Source organism: Amycolatopsis sp. CA-126428 (genome assembly GCF_002904335.1).
Classification (GTDB): domain Bacteria; phylum Actinomycetota; class Actinomycetes; order Mycobacteriales; family Pseudonocardiaceae; genus Amycolatopsis.
Window position 1 is genome coordinate 28,525 of the sequence record NZ_PPHF01000081.1, and the last position, 13,676, is coordinate 42,200.

General features: G+C 69.5%; 16 protein-coding genes. 8 read left to right on the forward strand and 8 right to left on the reverse strand.

Annotated elements, in window-relative coordinates:
• Positions 1–675: a response regulator transcription factor gene (locus C2L58_RS22300; RefSeq protein WP_199191381.1), complete on the reverse strand. Its 675-nt coding sequence runs from the start codon at positions 673–675 to the stop codon at positions 1–3.
• A gap of 278 nt (positions 676–953) precedes the next feature.
• On the opposite strand from C2L58_RS22300, the gene C2L58_RS22305 reads away from it, so the two are divergent.
• From C2L58_RS22305 to C2L58_RS22330, 6 genes are all read left to right on the forward strand, one after another.
• The gene (locus C2L58_RS22305; protein ID WP_199191382.1) at positions 954–1,682 is read left to right on the forward strand and encodes an amino acid ABC transporter ATP-binding protein; all 729 of its coding nucleotides are present in this window, start codon (positions 954–956) and stop codon (positions 1,680–1,682) included.
• Between the two features lie 55 nt (positions 1,683–1,737).
• Complete coding sequence (locus C2L58_RS22310; protein ID WP_103339558.1) at positions 1,738–2,664, forward strand: glutamate ABC transporter substrate-binding protein; 927 nt, start codon at positions 1,738–1,740, stop codon at positions 2,662–2,664.
• Between the two features lie 86 nt (positions 2,665–2,750).
• Complete coding sequence (locus C2L58_RS22315; protein WP_103339559.1) at positions 2,751–3,398, forward strand: amino acid ABC transporter permease; 648 nt, start codon at positions 2,751–2,753, stop codon at positions 3,396–3,398.
• Positions 3,395–4,255, forward strand: a complete 861-nt coding sequence (locus tag C2L58_RS22320; protein ID WP_103339560.1) for an amino acid ABC transporter permease — start codon at positions 3,395–3,397, stop codon at positions 4,253–4,255. Before C2L58_RS22315 ends, C2L58_RS22320 begins: the two co-directional genes overlap by 4 nt.
• A 75-nt stretch (positions 4,256–4,330) precedes the next feature.
• Positions 4,331–5,068, forward strand: coding sequence for an SDR family NAD(P)-dependent oxidoreductase (locus C2L58_RS22325; protein WP_103339561.1), 738 nt, complete (start codon positions 4,331–4,333; stop codon positions 5,066–5,068).
• A 308-nt stretch (positions 5,069–5,376) separates the two neighbouring features.
• Positions 5,377–6,179, forward strand: a protein-coding gene (locus C2L58_RS22330; protein ID WP_103339562.1) for an IS5 family transposase whose coding sequence is annotated in 2 segments (ribosomal slippage) — positions 5,377–5,713 and positions 5,713–6,179 — 804 coding nt in all. Because the reading frame shifts where the segments join, the coding sequence is not laid out codon by codon here.
• Between the two features lie 47 nt (positions 6,180–6,226).
• Here the strand turns inward: C2L58_RS22330 and C2L58_RS22335 are convergent.
• Entirely contained in the window at positions 6,227–6,946 is a 720-nt protein-coding gene (locus C2L58_RS22335; protein ID WP_103339563.1) for a YoaK family protein, read from the reverse strand.
• 209 nt (positions 6,947–7,155) lie between these two features.
• Here C2L58_RS22335 and C2L58_RS22340 point away from each other — a divergent pair, with 209 nt between their 5' ends.
• The gene (locus C2L58_RS22340) at positions 7,156–8,007 is read left to right on the forward strand and encodes a helix-turn-helix domain-containing protein (protein ID WP_103339564.1); all 852 of its coding nucleotides are present in this window, start codon (positions 7,156–7,158) and stop codon (positions 8,005–8,007) included.
• A 6-nt stretch (positions 8,008–8,013) separates the two neighbouring features.
• Entirely contained in the window at positions 8,014–8,193 is a 180-nt protein-coding gene (locus C2L58_RS22345) for a DUF397 domain-containing protein (protein WP_103339565.1), read from the forward strand.
• On the opposite strand, the gene C2L58_RS22350 is transcribed toward C2L58_RS22345, so the two are convergent.
• From C2L58_RS22350 to C2L58_RS22375, 6 genes are all read right to left on the reverse strand, one after another.
• A complete protein-coding gene (locus C2L58_RS22350; RefSeq protein WP_158264147.1) occupies positions 8,177–9,292 on the reverse strand; it encodes an amidohydrolase family protein in 1,116 nt (371 codons plus the stop codon). The genes C2L58_RS22345 and C2L58_RS22350 overlap by 17 nt on opposite strands.
• Positions 9,289–9,579 (reverse strand): hypothetical protein, encoded by a 291-nt coding sequence (locus tag C2L58_RS22355; protein WP_103339567.1) that lies wholly within the window; start codon positions 9,577–9,579, stop codon positions 9,289–9,291. Before C2L58_RS22355 ends, C2L58_RS22350 begins: the two co-directional genes overlap by 4 nt.
• Positions 9,580–9,659: 80 nt before the next feature.
• The gene (locus C2L58_RS22360) at positions 9,660–10,412 is read right to left on the reverse strand and encodes a succinate dehydrogenase/fumarate reductase iron-sulfur subunit (protein WP_103339568.1); all 753 of its coding nucleotides are present in this window, start codon (positions 10,410–10,412) and stop codon (positions 9,660–9,662) included.
• Positions 10,409–12,325, reverse strand: coding sequence for a fumarate reductase/succinate dehydrogenase flavoprotein subunit (locus C2L58_RS22365; RefSeq protein WP_103339569.1), 1,917 nt, complete (start codon positions 12,323–12,325; stop codon positions 10,409–10,411). The genes C2L58_RS22360 and C2L58_RS22365 overlap by 4 nt, the downstream gene beginning before the upstream one ends.
• A 66-nt stretch (positions 12,326–12,391) precedes the next feature.
• Positions 12,392–13,216, reverse strand: coding sequence for a hypothetical protein (locus C2L58_RS22370; protein ID WP_103339570.1), 825 nt, complete (start codon positions 13,214–13,216; stop codon positions 12,392–12,394).
• Positions 13,213–13,500 carry a hypothetical protein gene (locus C2L58_RS22375; RefSeq protein WP_003054488.1) on the reverse strand — a complete coding sequence of 96 codons (288 nt, stop codon included), beginning with the start codon at positions 13,498–13,500 and terminating at the stop codon, positions 13,213–13,215. Before C2L58_RS22375 ends, C2L58_RS22370 begins: the two co-directional genes overlap by 4 nt.
• Positions 13,501–13,676: the final 176 nt, after the last annotated feature.

Consider the following 13,676-nt stretch of genomic DNA (forward strand, 5'->3'; position numbering starts at 1 on the left):
TCAGCTCCGGGCGACCTGGCCGCCGAGCCGGTACCCGACCCCGCGGACCGTTTCGATGAGCGCCGGGCGGCCCAGCTTCGTCCGCAGCGTCGCGACGTGGACGTCCAGCGAACGGCTCTCCGCGGGACCGCGGTGGCCCCACACCTCGGTGAGCACGTGCTCGCGCGAGCAGACCGCGCCGCGCGCGCCCGCCACCAGCGCGAGCACCTGGAACTCCTTGCGGGACAGCGCGACCGCCTTGCCGTCGACCAGCACCTCGTGCCGGGAGACGTCGACGGTGACGTCCCCGACCCGGATGACCACCGGCTCGGCGGCGCCGTGCTCCCCGCGGCGGCGGCGCACGGCTTCGACCCTGGCCATCAGCTCCTCGACGTCGTAGGGCTTGACCAGGTAGTCGTCGGCGCCCGCGCGCAGGCCCTGGATCCGGTCGTCGACCTCGCCGCGCGCCGAGACGACGATGATCGCGACGTCGCTGACCGCGCGGATCTGGCGGCACAGCGTCACGCCGTCGATGTCCGGCAGGCCGAGGTCGAGCAGGATGACGTCGACCTCGTGCACCCGGTCGAGGACCCCGGCGCCGGTGGCCAGCCGGGCGATCGCCAGGCCGCGGCGGGTCAGCGCCGGGATGAGCGCGCCCGCGACCCGGTCGTCGTCCTCCACCAGCAGCACCCGCACCCGTCCGCCTCCCATGGTGACCTGCTTCACCGGCCGGTAGGGCGAACTCTAGGACGTCCGGGCAGGTCCTGCACCGGCCACCCGGACGGTCACTCCCCGTGACCCCCGGTGGACACCCGCCAAAATGGACATCGATACTCACTTGAAACCCTAAGTATTGCTCAAGCGGCCTTGCCAGCCGGTGCAGCAACGGTAGGTTCTCGCCATCGCGTGGTGACCCATGCCCGATTTGCACGAACGACCCGGGAGGCCAGATGACCGCGGAGGTGGCGGCGCCGATGATCAAGGCGTCCGCCGTGAACAAGTACTTCGGCGACCTGCACGTGCTCAGGGAAATCACGCTCGAGGTGCCTCGCGGCCAGGTCGTCGTGGTGCTCGGCCCGTCGGGCTCGGGCAAGTCGACCCTGTGCCGGGCGATCAACCGGCTCGAGCCGATCAACTCGGGCGAGATCGCCGTCGACGGCGTTCCGCTGCCCGCCGAGGGCAAGGCCCTGGCCGCGCTGCGGGCCGACGTCGGCATGGTGTTCCAGTCGTTCAACCTGTTCGCGCACAAGACCATCGTCGAGAACGTCATGCTCGCGCCGGTGAAGGTCCGCAAGACCTCGCAGGCCGAAGCGCGCAAGACGGCGATGGAGCTGCTGGAGCGGGTCGGCATCGCCAACCAGGCCGACAAGTACCCGGCGCAGCTTTCGGGTGGCCAGCAGCAGCGCGTCGCCATCGCGCGGGCGCTGGCGATGCGACCCAAGGTCATGCTGTTCGACGAGCCGACCTCGGCGCTGGACCCGGAGATGGTCCAGGAGGTCCTCGACGTCATGACGGGGCTGGCCAAGGACGGCATGACGATGCTCGTCGTCACCCACGAGATGGGCTTCGCCCGGCGGGCAGCCGATCGGGTGATTTTCATGGCCGACGGCGAGATCGTCGAGGACACGACGCCGGAATCGTTCTTCACCGCGCCCAAGAGCGAGCGCGCGAAGGACTTCCTCGGCAAGATCCTTACCCACTGAGCACGGTCCGCGGCGCCGTCGGCGCCCGGGTGATCGACACACAGGAGAGATTCACATGAGGATCCGCACCCTCGCGGTGGGACTGCTCGCCGGTGGGCTGGCGCTGACCACGCTGACCGCCTGCGGCAAGGAAGGCACGCCGACCTCGCCGGGTTCGGGCGCCCAGAGCGGCACGAACGCCCCCGCCGCGCTGACCTACCCGGTCGCGACCGGCGTCGACCTGGCCGGCTCCCCGGTGTTCGCCAAGATGAAGTCGGCCGGCGCGCTGACCGTCGGCGCCAAGGACGACCAGCCGGGCCTCGGCATGAAGGACCCGACGACCGGCAAGTTCGGCGGCTTCGACATCGAGATCGCGAAGCTCGTCTCGGCCGGCCTCGGCTTCGACCCGGAGAAGATCACCTTCCGCACGGTCGACTCGGGCGCGCGTGAGCAGACGATCGCGAACGGCGACGTGAACTACTACGTCGGCACGTACTCGATCACCGACAAGCGCAAGGCGCTCGTCTCCTTCGCCGGCCCGTACTTCCTCGCCGGCCAGGACCTGCTGGTGCGCAAGGACGACAGCTCGATCACCGGCAAGGACGCCCTCAAGGGCAAGAAGGTCTGCTCGGTCACCGGCTCGACCCCGATCCAGAAGATCCGCTCGGAGAACCTGACCGAGCCGGGCAACATCGTCGAGTTCCAGAAGTACTCGCAGTGCGTCGAGAAGCTGCAGTCGAAGGACGTCGACGCGGTCACCACCGACGACGCGATCCTCAAGGGCTACGCGGCCCAGGAGCCGGACACCCTGAAGGTCGTCGGCCAGACGTTCTCCACGGAGAAGTACGGCATCGGCCTCAACAAGGACGACAAGGTCCTGCGCGACAAGGTCAACGAGATCCTGCAGAAGGCGCTGGACGACGGCACCTGGCAGAAGATCTACGACGCGACCCTCGGCAAGTCGGGCTCGGCCGCCAAGAAGCCGACCCTCGAGAAGTACTGACACTCGCGTGACGGCCGGTGGATCGGGTTTCCCGGTCCACCGGCCTTCTCCATCCACCCCTTGACCACGGACGCGGGGAAGGCTCCATGGACGTCCTGCTCAACAACCTGGACCTGTTCGGTCCGTTCTTCCTCACCACGATCGAGCTGTTCCTGCTCTCGGCCGTGGGCAGCCTGGTCTGGGGCACGATCCTGGCCATGCTGCGGGTGAGCCCGGTCCCGGTCTTCCGCGCCGTCGGCACGGCGTACGTGACGATCGCCCGGAACACGCCGCTCACCCTGGTGTTCGCGTTCTTCGTGTTCGCGTACCCGCTGCTCGACATCGTCAAGCTCGACTACTTCCCGGCCGCGGTGGTCGCCCTGACCGTGTACACCTCGGCGTTCATCTGCGAGGTCGTGCGCTCGGGCATCAACACCGTGCCGGTCGGCCAGGCCGAGGCGGGCCGCGCGCTGGGGCTGACCTTCGGCCAGATCCTCGGCCAGGTCGTGCTCCCGCAGGCGCTGCGTTCGGTCGTCCCGCCGCTGATCAGCACCCTGATCGCGTTGCTGAAGAACACCACCATCGCCGCCGGTTTCTCGGTCGCGGAGGCCGGGGCGATCCGCTCGTACCTGTCCGAACGCGGCGAGAACCAGCTGATCGGCCTGCTGTGGGTCGCGCTCGGGTTCATCGTCCTGGTCGCCGTGCTGTCGTTCGTCCAACGCAGCCTGGAGAAGCGCTGGAGCGTGGCCCGATGAGCAACGTTTTGTTCGACGTCCCGGGCCCGAAGGCCCGGCTGCGCTACCGCACCTACGCGGTGGTCGGCACCCTCGTGGTCCTCGCGTTCCTCGGCTACATCGGGTGGCGCTTCTACGACAGCGGCCAGTTCACCGCCCGCAAGTGGGAGTGGCTGCAGTACGCGCAGGTGCAGCGCGACCTGGGCAACGCGGTGCTTTCGACGCTCCAGGCGTTCGCCGCCGCGGCCGTGCTGGCGCTGGTCTTCGGCGCGATCTTCGCGGCCGGCCGGCTGTCGGACCACGCCTGGATCCGCCGGATCGCCGGCTTCGTCGTCGAGTTCTTCCGCGCCATCCCCGCGCTGATCCTGATGTTCCTGTTCTACTTCGGCCTGCCGACCGTCGGCGTGCCGACGAGCCCGTTCCTCGGCGTGGTCCTCGGCCTGACGCTGTACAACGGCTCGGTGCTCGCCGAGGTCTTCCGCGCGGGCATCCAGTCGCTGCCGAAGGGCCAGAGCGAAGCCGCGTACGCGCTGGGCATGCGCAAGACGCAGGTGATGTTCCTGGTTCTGCTGCCGCAGGCGGTCCGGGCGATGCTGCCGACGATCATCAGCCAGCTCGTCGTGCTGCTGAAGGACACCGCGCTCGGCTTCATCATCACCTACCAGGAGCTGCTCTACTACGCCCGCTACATCGGTTCACAGGGGACGTTCGGGCGGCCGATCGTGCCGTCGACGATCGTGGCGACCGCCATCTACGTGGTGATGTGCCTGCTGCTGACGGCGCTGGCGACGTACCTGGAGCGGCGCAACCGCCGCAACAAGAAGGTCGTGGCGGCCCCGCCCGCGGCGACCGACAACCTCGTGGCCGCTTCGGCCTGAGTCACCCGTTCGAGGCCCCCGGGACACGTCCCGGGGGCCTTGTCGTGTCCCGGGGCGTCCCCTAGCGTCGGCGGCATGGGTGTCGCACTGGTGACCGGCAGTTCCCGGGGTCTCGGCCGGGTGATCGCGCGCCGGCTGGCCCGCGACGGGTTCGCCGTCGCGGTCAACGGCCGGCACGACAACGCCGACCTCAAGACGGCCGCGGAGGCCATCCTCGCCGAGGGCGGCCGCGCGGCGGCGTTCGCGGCGGACGTGACCGACCGCCGCCAGGCCGGCGACCTGGTCGACGCCGTCACGGCGTTGCTGGGCCCGATCGGGGTGCTGGTGCTCAACGCGACCGGCCCGCAGCCGGAGGCACCGGTGTCGTCGGTCGGCTGGCCGGATCACCTGGCCCAGCTGGACTTCTTCGTGCGGTCGCCGCTGCTGCTGGGCCACGCGGTGCTGCCGGGGATGCGCGCCCGCCGCCACGGCCGCATCGTGCACATCGACTCGGAGGTGGCGGACCGCCCGCCCCCGGGCCGCTCGGCGTACGCGACGGCGAAGAGCGCCCAGATCGGCCTGGCCCGGGCGTGGGCACGCGAACTGGCCCCGGACGGCATCACGGTCAACACGGTGGCGCCCGGGTTCATCCCGGTGGAGCGGCACGCGGAGGTACCGGAAGCCGAGCGCGAGGAGTACCGGTCGTCAGTCCCGGTGGGACGGCTGGGCACGCCCGAGGAGGTGGCCGCGGCGGTGAGCTTCTTCGCCTCGGAAGAGGCAGGCTTCATCACCGGCCAACGCCTCCTCGTCGACGGCGGCCGCGCGCTCGGTTAGCTGCCCTGCTGTGTGTGGTCAGGGTTGGGTCTTCTGGACAAGCCTTTCATCCGGGATCTGGCCGGCCAGGCCGCCGTGGGGGCGGTGGAGGTGAATGATCTTCTCGACCCACCTCGGGAGGGGTGATGGTCGGGCAGTGCAGCGGGGTGCTCGAGCACCGGGAGAACACGGTGCGGCTGATGCCGTAATACCGGCAGGTCGCCGCGACGTTGCCGCAACAACCTCGGTCAATTTCGGAGTTAGAGGTCAGTTCAGAATGAGTCGGCGTGTCGTCTTGCCTGACATGCGGGACTTTCCAAAATGTTGGTATGCGTGAGGAGGTTCTGACCGACCAGCTGTGGGAGCGGCTGGAGCCACTGCTTCCGGTGCATCCACGGCGGTTCCGCTATCCGGGTCGCAAGCGTGCTGATGATCGTGCTGCACTCGAAGGCATCCTGTACGTGATCCGCACCGGCATCGGATGGAATCGCCTGCCCACCGCGCTGTTCGGCGCCTCCGGGGCCACCTGCTGGCGGCGGCTGACCGAGTGGCACGAGGCCGGTATCTGGCAGCAGCTGCACGAACGCCTGCTCGCCGAACTGCGGGCCGCCGGGTTGCTGGATCTGTCCGCTGCGCTGGTCGACTCCGCTCACCTGCGTGCCCTCAAAGGGGGGAGCACACCGGCCCCAGCCCGGTCGACCGGCGCAAGCTTGGCTCGAAGCACCATCTGATCACCGACGCCCACTGCACCCCGTTGGCGGTCACGCTGACCGGCGGCCACCGCAATGACGTCACTCAGCTGATTCCGCTGGTCGACGCCATTCCGCCGATCCGTGGCGTGGTCGGCAAGCCTCGGCGCCGGCCGCGGCGGCTCTACGCCGATCGCGGCTACGACCACGACAAGTACCGCCGCCTCGTCCGGGCCCGCGGCATCACTCCGCACATCGCCCGCCGCGGCGTCGAGCACGGCTCCGGCCTGGGCACCATCCGCTGGCCGGTCGAGCGCGCCTTCGCCTGGCTCAAGAACTTCCGCCGACTGCGCATCCGCACCGAACGACGAGCCGACGTGCATCAAGCCATCCTCAGCCGCGCCTGCTCCGTGATCTGCCTCCGCAAACTCATTCTGAACTGACCCCTTAGCCCGTCACGGAGCCGGCGCGAGGCTCCCGTCCGCGTCGTTCACCCCTGCTCCCCCTGCGTGCCCGATACGTCCTTTGTGGACGGTAACTCCCCCGCGGCGCCGTTCCGCCGCGTGCGGTGCAGCACGCCGAGCACACCCAGAACCAGCGCGAGCGCCACCCCCAGCGCGGCCCACATCGCGACGTGCAGCTGCAGCAGCCCGCCCGCGAAGGCCCCCACGAGCATCGCCCCCACGGCGGCGACCTTCCGCAGCGGGCGCGAACCCGGCCCGCCGGCCGCCTTCGAATCCGCCGCGAAACCGGTCAGCGTCATCGTCAGCACCGTCGTCGTCAGATCGGGCGCGCCGATGCGGCGGACGGCCGCGTTCTGCAGGCCCATCGCCAGCCCGAGCACGACGATCAGCAGTTCACTGCCCAGCCGCGTCTCACTGCCCAGGGTCGCCGACAGCACGACGGCCACCGCGATCAGCGCCGCCTGCGCCGCGGTCGCCTGCCGCAGGGCGTCGTAGTCGTCTTCGCGCCGGGCCAGCCGCCCGCCGGCGAGCGCGCCGGCCAGGAACGCGAGCACGGCTGTCAGCGACGCGAGCACCGACAACGTCGTCTCCCCCGCCGCCGCGAAGCCGAGGAACACGACGTTCCCGGTCATGTTGGCGACGAAGACGCGCCCCAGCCCGAGGAAGCTGACGGCGTCGACCACGCCGGTGACGACGGTCAGCGTCAGCAGCAGGACGGCCAGGTCCCGTGGTTTCGGTTCAGCCATGACTGCATTCAACACCGATCGCGCGTCGATTCCAAATGAGTATTTCGTATATCGCTTAAGAAAGCGCGAAGCAGCTTCGCCCGCGAAGCGCCTTCACAGCGCTTCGCACGCTGCTTCTGTTGTCACACAGGCGGAACAGCGACCTCCTTGCGGTGAATCCGCGCGCGGCGAGCGGCGTTTTGTCGGAGGTTCCCTCTACCGTCCGTGGCATGACCGAAAAGAGCACGGTGCGCACGCGGGAAATGGCCTGCGAACTCAAGAGCCAGCGCGAGCTGAAACGGCTGACCCTGCGCGAGCTGGCCCGCCGCGCGGACTGGTCGGCTTCGAAGGTGTCCGCCTGGGAGAACGGCCGGAGCATCTCGCCGATCGACGCGGCGATCTACCTCGCCCACTGCGGCACCAAGGCCGCGGAACGCGCGCGGCTCCTCGAACTGACCAAGCCGCCCGGCGACCTCTACTGGGTGCGGCCCTACTTCGACAAGCTCGTCGACCCGATGAAGTCCCTCATCATCCAGGAAAACCTCGCGCGATCGATCACCTACTACAGCCCGGCCGCCCTCCCCGGGATGCTGCAGACGGAGGAGTACGTCCACACCTGTTTCGAACTCACCGGCCGCTACACCTCCGACCGGCTCGGCATGCTGACGCGGGCCCGGGTGGACCGGCAGCAGCTGCTGCAGCGCCACGCCCCGCCGGTCTGCACCTTCTTCGTGCACGAGCGCGCTTTGCGCTCGGTCGTCGGAAATCCGGCGCTCATGCACGAGCAGCTGCAGAACCTCGTGCTCACCACGAACCTGCCGCACTGCGTCATCCGGGTGGTGCCGGAGTCGGATCCGACGTTCCGCGTGCTGAGCACGACCTTCACGGTCATGGAGTTCCCCGAACACGCCCCGGTGGTCTACGAAGAGACCTACACCGCGGGCTTGTTCGTGGACGACCGCATCGCCGTGGAGGCCTTCTACCTTCTCGTCACGAGGCTGGAACAAGTGGCCCTCTCCGAGGGACAATCACGGGAGTGGCTCGTCCGGTTCTCGGACGAGTACGAACGCCGGAGGGAGTGATCGAGGGTGGCCCGCGAGCGGACTTGGTTCAAGAGCAGCCACAGCGAAGGCCAGGAACACCAGACGTGTGTGGAGGTGGCCCTGACTTCGCAGGTCACCGCGGTCCGCGACTCGAAGGCGCCCGCCACCGGGCATCTGACGGTCCCCCACGCCGCGTGGAACGCGCTGCTCAGCTCACTGCGCTGACGCGTTTCCCGTCGTGCCAGACCGCCCGGGTCCGCCCGGGCAGGTCAGTCACGTCGAGATCCGTGCCGTCCAGCAGCACCAGGTCGGCGCGCAACCCGGGCTCGACCCGACCGCGGTCGTCGTCGAGCCGGAGCAGACGAGCCGCCTCGGAGGTGGCCGCCTTCAGGGCGGCCGCCTCGCCGAGCACCGCGGCCAGCAGCCACAGCTCGGTCGTCAAGTCGACATGGGGACGCGGGGCGAGGTCGGAACCGGCGGCGACGCGGACACCGGCTTCCACCGCGAGCCGAAGCGAGCGGCGGTGCGTCTCGGCGAACTCGCTGTCGCTGATCGGCGAGAGCGTCGGCACGTACCAGGCGTGCTCGAGGGCGGCCGCGGCGTCGTCGTCGAGGAAGGTGCCGTGCTCGATGCTGCGCGCTCCCGCGCGGGCGGCCGAGACGACGGCGGCGGAGGTGTGCGCGTGGGCCAGCACGTCCCGGCCGGCGCGGCGGGCCTCGTCGACCAGTGCGGCGAGCTCGTCGTCGGTCGGGCGGACGTCGACACCGTCTCGCACCGCCCGCATGGCCCCGCCGGCGCCGACCTTGATCCAGTCGGCGCCGGCGCGCACCATCCGGCGAACCGCCGCGCGGGCGGCGTCCGGCCCATCGAACAGCGGGTCGGGCAGCGACGGGTCACCGTAGTGGTCGACGGCGCCCGCGGGCGCCTCCCAGCTGTCGCCGAGCCCACCGGTCGGCGACAGCTGCCGCAGGCTGACCAGCAGGTCGGGCCCGGCGATCCACCCTTCGCGCAGGGCGTGCTTGAACCCGGCATCGGCGCCCCAGGCGTCCCGGACGGTGGTGATCCCGCGCGCCAGCAGCCCGCGCAGCACGGGCACGGCTTCGAGGATCCGCGCACTGCGCGGCACTGGCTCGGGCCGGGGAAAAGCCACGTGCACGTGACAATCGATGAGCCCGGGGATCAGCAGGCCGCCCGAGCAGTCGACGCGCTCGCCGTCGAGGCCCGCCCCCACCTCGGCGATTCGCGAGCCGTCCAGCCGGACGTCCGCACGGACGCTCTCCCCGGTTTCGGGATCGAACACCCGCGCCCCGGCGAGCACCGTCACCGCAGGTCCTTGCGATAGATCAGGAAGTCGCACGGCGTGGCCAGCGACGGCGCGAGGTGCGGGTAGTCCTCGGCGAGGTCCCGCGGCACGAGCAGCTCGAGCGGCCTCTCCCGGCACCCGGTCGCCTGCCTCGCCCGCTCGGCGAACCGCACGAGCTCCTGCTCGGCGCCGACCCCCCGCCGCGCCGGACCGGCGGCGACCATGCGGAGTCCCCCGGTCGCGTCGCCGAGCCGCACCCGCTCGACCACCGCGGCTGCGGCGGACGGCGGCAGCAGTTCGATCTCCATGCCCCACCTTGGCACGCGCGGACGAAAAGACGCTCGCGAACCGGCCTGAGGCGCGGTTCGCGAGCGTCGAGGAGAAAGCCCTACTTGTCCCGGCGGAAGAGCTTGTTGCCCAGCCACACGATCGGGTCGTACTTGCGGTCCGCGACGCGCTCCTTCATCGGGATCAGTGCGTTGTCCGTGATGTGGATCCCCTCCGGGCACACCTCGGAGCAGCACTTCGTGATGTTGCAGTACCCGAGGCCGTGCTCGTCCTGGGCCGCGTCCCGGCGGTCCGCGACGTCCAGCGGGTGCATCTCCAGCTCGGCGATGCGCATCAGGTACCGCGGCCCGGCAAAGGCTTCCTTGTTCTCCTCGTGGTCACGCACCACGTGGCAGGTGTTCTGGCACAGGAAGCACTCGATGCACTTGCGGAACTCCTGCGAGCGCTCGACGTCCACCTGCTGCATCCGGTACTCGCCCGGTTTCAGGTCCGCCGGCGGGGTGAACGACGGGATCTCGCGCGCCTTCGTGTAGTTGAACGACACGTCGGTGACGAGGTCGCGGATCACCGGGAACGTCCGCATCGGCGTCACCGTGATCACCTCGTCCTCGGTGAACGTCGACATCCGCGTCATGCACAGCAGGCGCGGCTTTCCGTTGATCTCCGCCGAGCACGAGCCGCACTTGCCCGCTTTGCAGTTCCACCGCACGGCGAGGTCCGACGCCTGGGTGGCCTGCAGCCGGTGGATGATGTCGAGGACGACCTCGCCCTCGTTCACCTCCACGGTGAAGTCCTGCAGCTCGCCGCCGGTGTCGTCGCCGCGCCAGACGCGGAAACTCGCCTTGTAGGTCATGCCTTGCTCCCAGGGTGCGCCTCGAGCTCGCCGTCGGTGTAGTACTTCCCGAGTTCGCCGAACTCGAACAGCTCCAGCAGGTCCTGCCGCAGCGGCACCTGCTCCTTCACCTCGACCCCGATGTCCGGCACCACCGGGTTCTCGCCGGGGGAAGCCGAGCACACGAGGAGCTTGTTGCGCCAGTCCGCTTCCATGCCCGGGAAGTCGTCCCGCGTGTGCCCGCCGCGGCTTTCGGTCCGCGTCAGCGCCGCCTTCGCGACGCACTCGCTGACCATCAGCATGTTGCGCAGGTCGATCGCCAGGTGCCAGCCGGGGTTGAACTGCCGGTGCCCTTCGACGGTGACGCGCAGGATCCGCTGCCGCAGCTCGGCCAGCTTCGTCAGCGCCTGCTCGATCTCCTCCGCCTTGCGGATGATGCCGACCAGGTCGTTCATCGACTGCTGCAGCTCGGTGTGCAGGGTGTAGGGGTTCTCCGCCGAGGCACCCGCGGGCGGGTCGAACGGCGCGAGCGCCATCTTCGCCGCGGCGTCCACATCGGACTCGTCGACGGCGGGCCTGCCGTCGAGGCCGTGCACGTACTCGGCCGCGCCGAGCCCGGCGCGGCGGCCGAACACCAGCAGGTCGGACAGCGAGTTGCCGCCGAGCCGGTTGGAGCCGTGCATGCCGCCCGAGCACTCGCCGGCCGCGAACAGGCCGGGCACGCTCGCCGCGGCCGTGTCCGGGTCGACTTCGATGCCGCCCATGACGTAGTGGCAGGTCGGGCCGACCTCCATCGGCTCCGCGGTGATGTCGACGTCCGCCAGCTCCTTGAACTGGTGGTACATCGACGGCAGCCGCTTGCGGATCTCCTCGGCCGGCAGCCGGCTGGCGATGTCGAGGAAGACGCCGCCGTGCGGGGAGCCGCGGCCCTCCTTGACCTCGGAGTTGATCGCGCGGGCCACCTCGTCGCGGGGCAGCAGGTCCGGCGTGCGCCGGTTGTTGTCCGCGTCGGCGTACCAGCGGTCGGCTTCTTCTTCGCTTTCGGCGTACTGGCCCTTGAACACCTCGGGCACGTACTCGAACATGAACCGCTTGCCGTCGGAGTTCTTGAGCACGCCGCCGTCACCGCGGACGCCTTCGGTGACGAGGATGCCCTTGACGCTCGGCGGCCAGACCATCCCGGTCGGGTGGAACTGGACGAACTCCATGTTGATCAGCTTCGCGCCGGCTCGCAGGGCCAGCGCGTGGCCGTCACCGGTGTACTCCCACGAGTTCGACGTCACCTTGAACGACTTGCCGATGCCGCCGGTGGCGAGCACGACCGCGGGCGCCTCGAAGAGGATGAACCGCCCGCTCTCGCGCCAGTAGCCGAACGCGCCGGCGATCTTCCCGTCGGTGGTGAGCAGCTCGGTGACCGTGCACTCGGCGAAGACCTTGATCTTCGCTTCGTAGTCCCCGGTCTCGGCGAAGTCCTCCTGCTGCAGCGAGACGATCTTCTGCTGCATCGTGCGGATGAGCTCGAGCCCGGTGCGGTCACCGACGTGCGCCAGCCGCGGGTACGTGTGCCCGCCGAAGTTGCGCTGGCTGATCCGGCCGTCGGCGGTGCGGTCGAACAGCGCGCCGTAGGTCTCCAGCTCCCAGACGCGGTCCGGCGCCTCCTTGGCGTGCAGCTCGGCCATCCGCCAGTTGTTGAGGAACTTCCCGCCGCGCATGGTGTCGCGGAAGTGCACCTGCCAGTTGTCGTTCGAGTTCGCGTTGCCCATCGAGGCCGCGCAGCCGCCCTCGGCCATCACCGTGTGCGCCTTGCCGAACAGGGACTTGCACACGACCGCGACGCGGAAGCCGCGTTCGCGGGCTTCGATCACGGCGCGCAGACCGGCGCCACCGGCACCGATCACCACCACGTCGTAGCTGTGCCGTTCGACCTCGGTCATAAAAGAATTCCACCTCGGAGCTGGGGGACGTCACCGTCGGGAGGACACTGTCGGGAGTGGGAAAAGTCAGTTCACGAACCTCAGGTCCGAAATCGCGCCGCTGGCCACGAGCATGACGTAGAAGTCGGTCAGCACCAGCGTGCCGAGCGTCGTCCAGGCCAGCGTCATGTGGCGGGTGTTGAGCTTCGTGACCTGCGTCCAGATCCAGTAGCGCACCGGGTGCTTGGAGAAGTGCTTCAGCCGGCCGCCGGTCACGTGCCGGCACGAGTGGCAGGAAAGCGTGTAGGCCCAGAGCAGGATCACGTTGGCGAGCAGGATGAGGTTGCCCAGCCCGAAACCGAACCCGCCGGTCTTCCCGTGGAACGCCGTGATCGCGTCGTAGGTGTTGACCAGCGAGACGACCAGCGCGACGTAGAAGAAGTAGCGGTGGACGTTCTGGATGATCAGCGGCAGCCGCGTCTCGCCGGTGTACTTGGCGTGCGGTTCCGCGACGGCACAGGCGGGCGGGGAGAACCACACCGACCGGTAGTACGCCTTGCGGTAGTAGTAGCAGGTCAGGCGGAACCCGAGCAAGAACGGCAGCACCACGAAGCCGAGCGGGATGACCCCGGGCAGGTCGCCGAACCAGTGGCCGAAGTGGCTCGAGCCCTCGACGCAGGAGGTGGACAGGCAGGGCGAGTAGAACGGCGTCAGGTAGTGGTAGTCGGGCACCCAGTACGCGGTGCGCACGAACGACCGGACCGTCGCGTAGATGATGAACGCCGACAGTCCGAGCACGGTCAGCAGCGGCTGGAGCCACCACCGGTCCGTGCGGAGGGTGCGCTCGGCGATCCGGGCTCGCTTCGGGGCCCGGACGCCGGTGCCGACGCCGTTGTCAGCGGGAGCGCTCACCGCTGGTCGCGCTTGTAGCCGCCGACGCCTTCGTCATCCGCGCCGTGCCAGAGCGCCGGGTCGTAGGGGGTGTCGGGGACGGGGACGCGCTCGGCGGCTTTCGCCTGGGCGGGCACCGCGAGGGGCACGCCGTCGAGGTCCGCGGTGTCGATGTCGAGGCGCTCGACGTCGTTGGCGAGCCGGCGCACGGCCGACGCGTCGCCGTAGCGAGAGCGCAGTGCGCCGACGCACTGCCGGAGCTGGCCGATGGTTCGCCGCAGCTCGGCGATCTCGGAGGTGGACATCATGCCTCCCGTGTGGTGGGGCTGGCAGGGAACCGGCGAAGGCAACCTTCGAAGGCTCTGCCACGCGTCGTGCAGTGTGACAACTAGCACACTAACGGTTCCGGAGGTGATCGGGGTCACGCGGGTCGATCTTCTGAATCGATTTTGATTCGGCGTTTTCCCGAGGTAGTGTGGCC

What these genes read in the sequence shown, in the direction of transcription:
- C2L58_RS22305 (WP_199191382.1), top strand. Translation starts at nt 954, where the DNA reads ATGATCAAGGCGTCCGCCGTGAACAAGTACTTCGGCGACCTGCACGTG.
- C2L58_RS22310 (WP_103339558.1), top strand. Translation starts at nt 1,738, where the DNA reads ATGAGGATCCGCACCCTCGCGGTGGGACTGCTCGCCGGTGGGCTGGCG.
- C2L58_RS22315 (WP_103339559.1), top strand. Translation starts at nt 2,751, where the DNA reads ATGGACGTCCTGCTCAACAACCTGGACCTGTTCGGTCCGTTCTTCCTC.
- C2L58_RS22320 (WP_103339560.1), top strand. Translation starts at nt 3,395, where the DNA reads ATGAGCAACGTTTTGTTCGACGTCCCGGGCCCGAAGGCCCGGCTGCGC.
- C2L58_RS22325 (WP_103339561.1), top strand. Translation starts at nt 4,331, where the DNA reads ATGGGTGTCGCACTGGTGACCGGCAGTTCCCGGGGTCTCGGCCGGGTG.
- C2L58_RS22335 (WP_103339563.1), bottom strand. Translation starts at nt 6,946, where the DNA reads ATGGCTGAACCGAAACCACGGGACCTGGCCGTCCTGCTGCTGACGCTG.
- C2L58_RS22340 (WP_103339564.1), top strand. Translation starts at nt 7,156, where the DNA reads ATGACCGAAAAGAGCACGGTGCGCACGCGGGAAATGGCCTGCGAACTC.
- C2L58_RS22355 (WP_103339567.1), bottom strand. Translation starts at nt 9,579, where the DNA reads ATGGAGATCGAACTGCTGCCGCCGTCCGCCGCAGCCGCGGTGGTCGAG.
- C2L58_RS22360 (WP_103339568.1), bottom strand. Translation starts at nt 10,412, where the DNA reads ATGACCTACAAGGCGAGTTTCCGCGTCTGGCGCGGCGACGACACCGGC.
- C2L58_RS22365 (WP_103339569.1), bottom strand. Translation starts at nt 12,325, where the DNA reads ATGACCGAGGTCGAACGGCACAGCTACGACGTGGTGGTGATCGGTGCC.
- C2L58_RS22375 (WP_003054488.1), bottom strand. Translation starts at nt 13,500, where the DNA reads ATGTCCACCTCCGAGATCGCCGAGCTGCGGCGAACCATCGGCCAGCTC.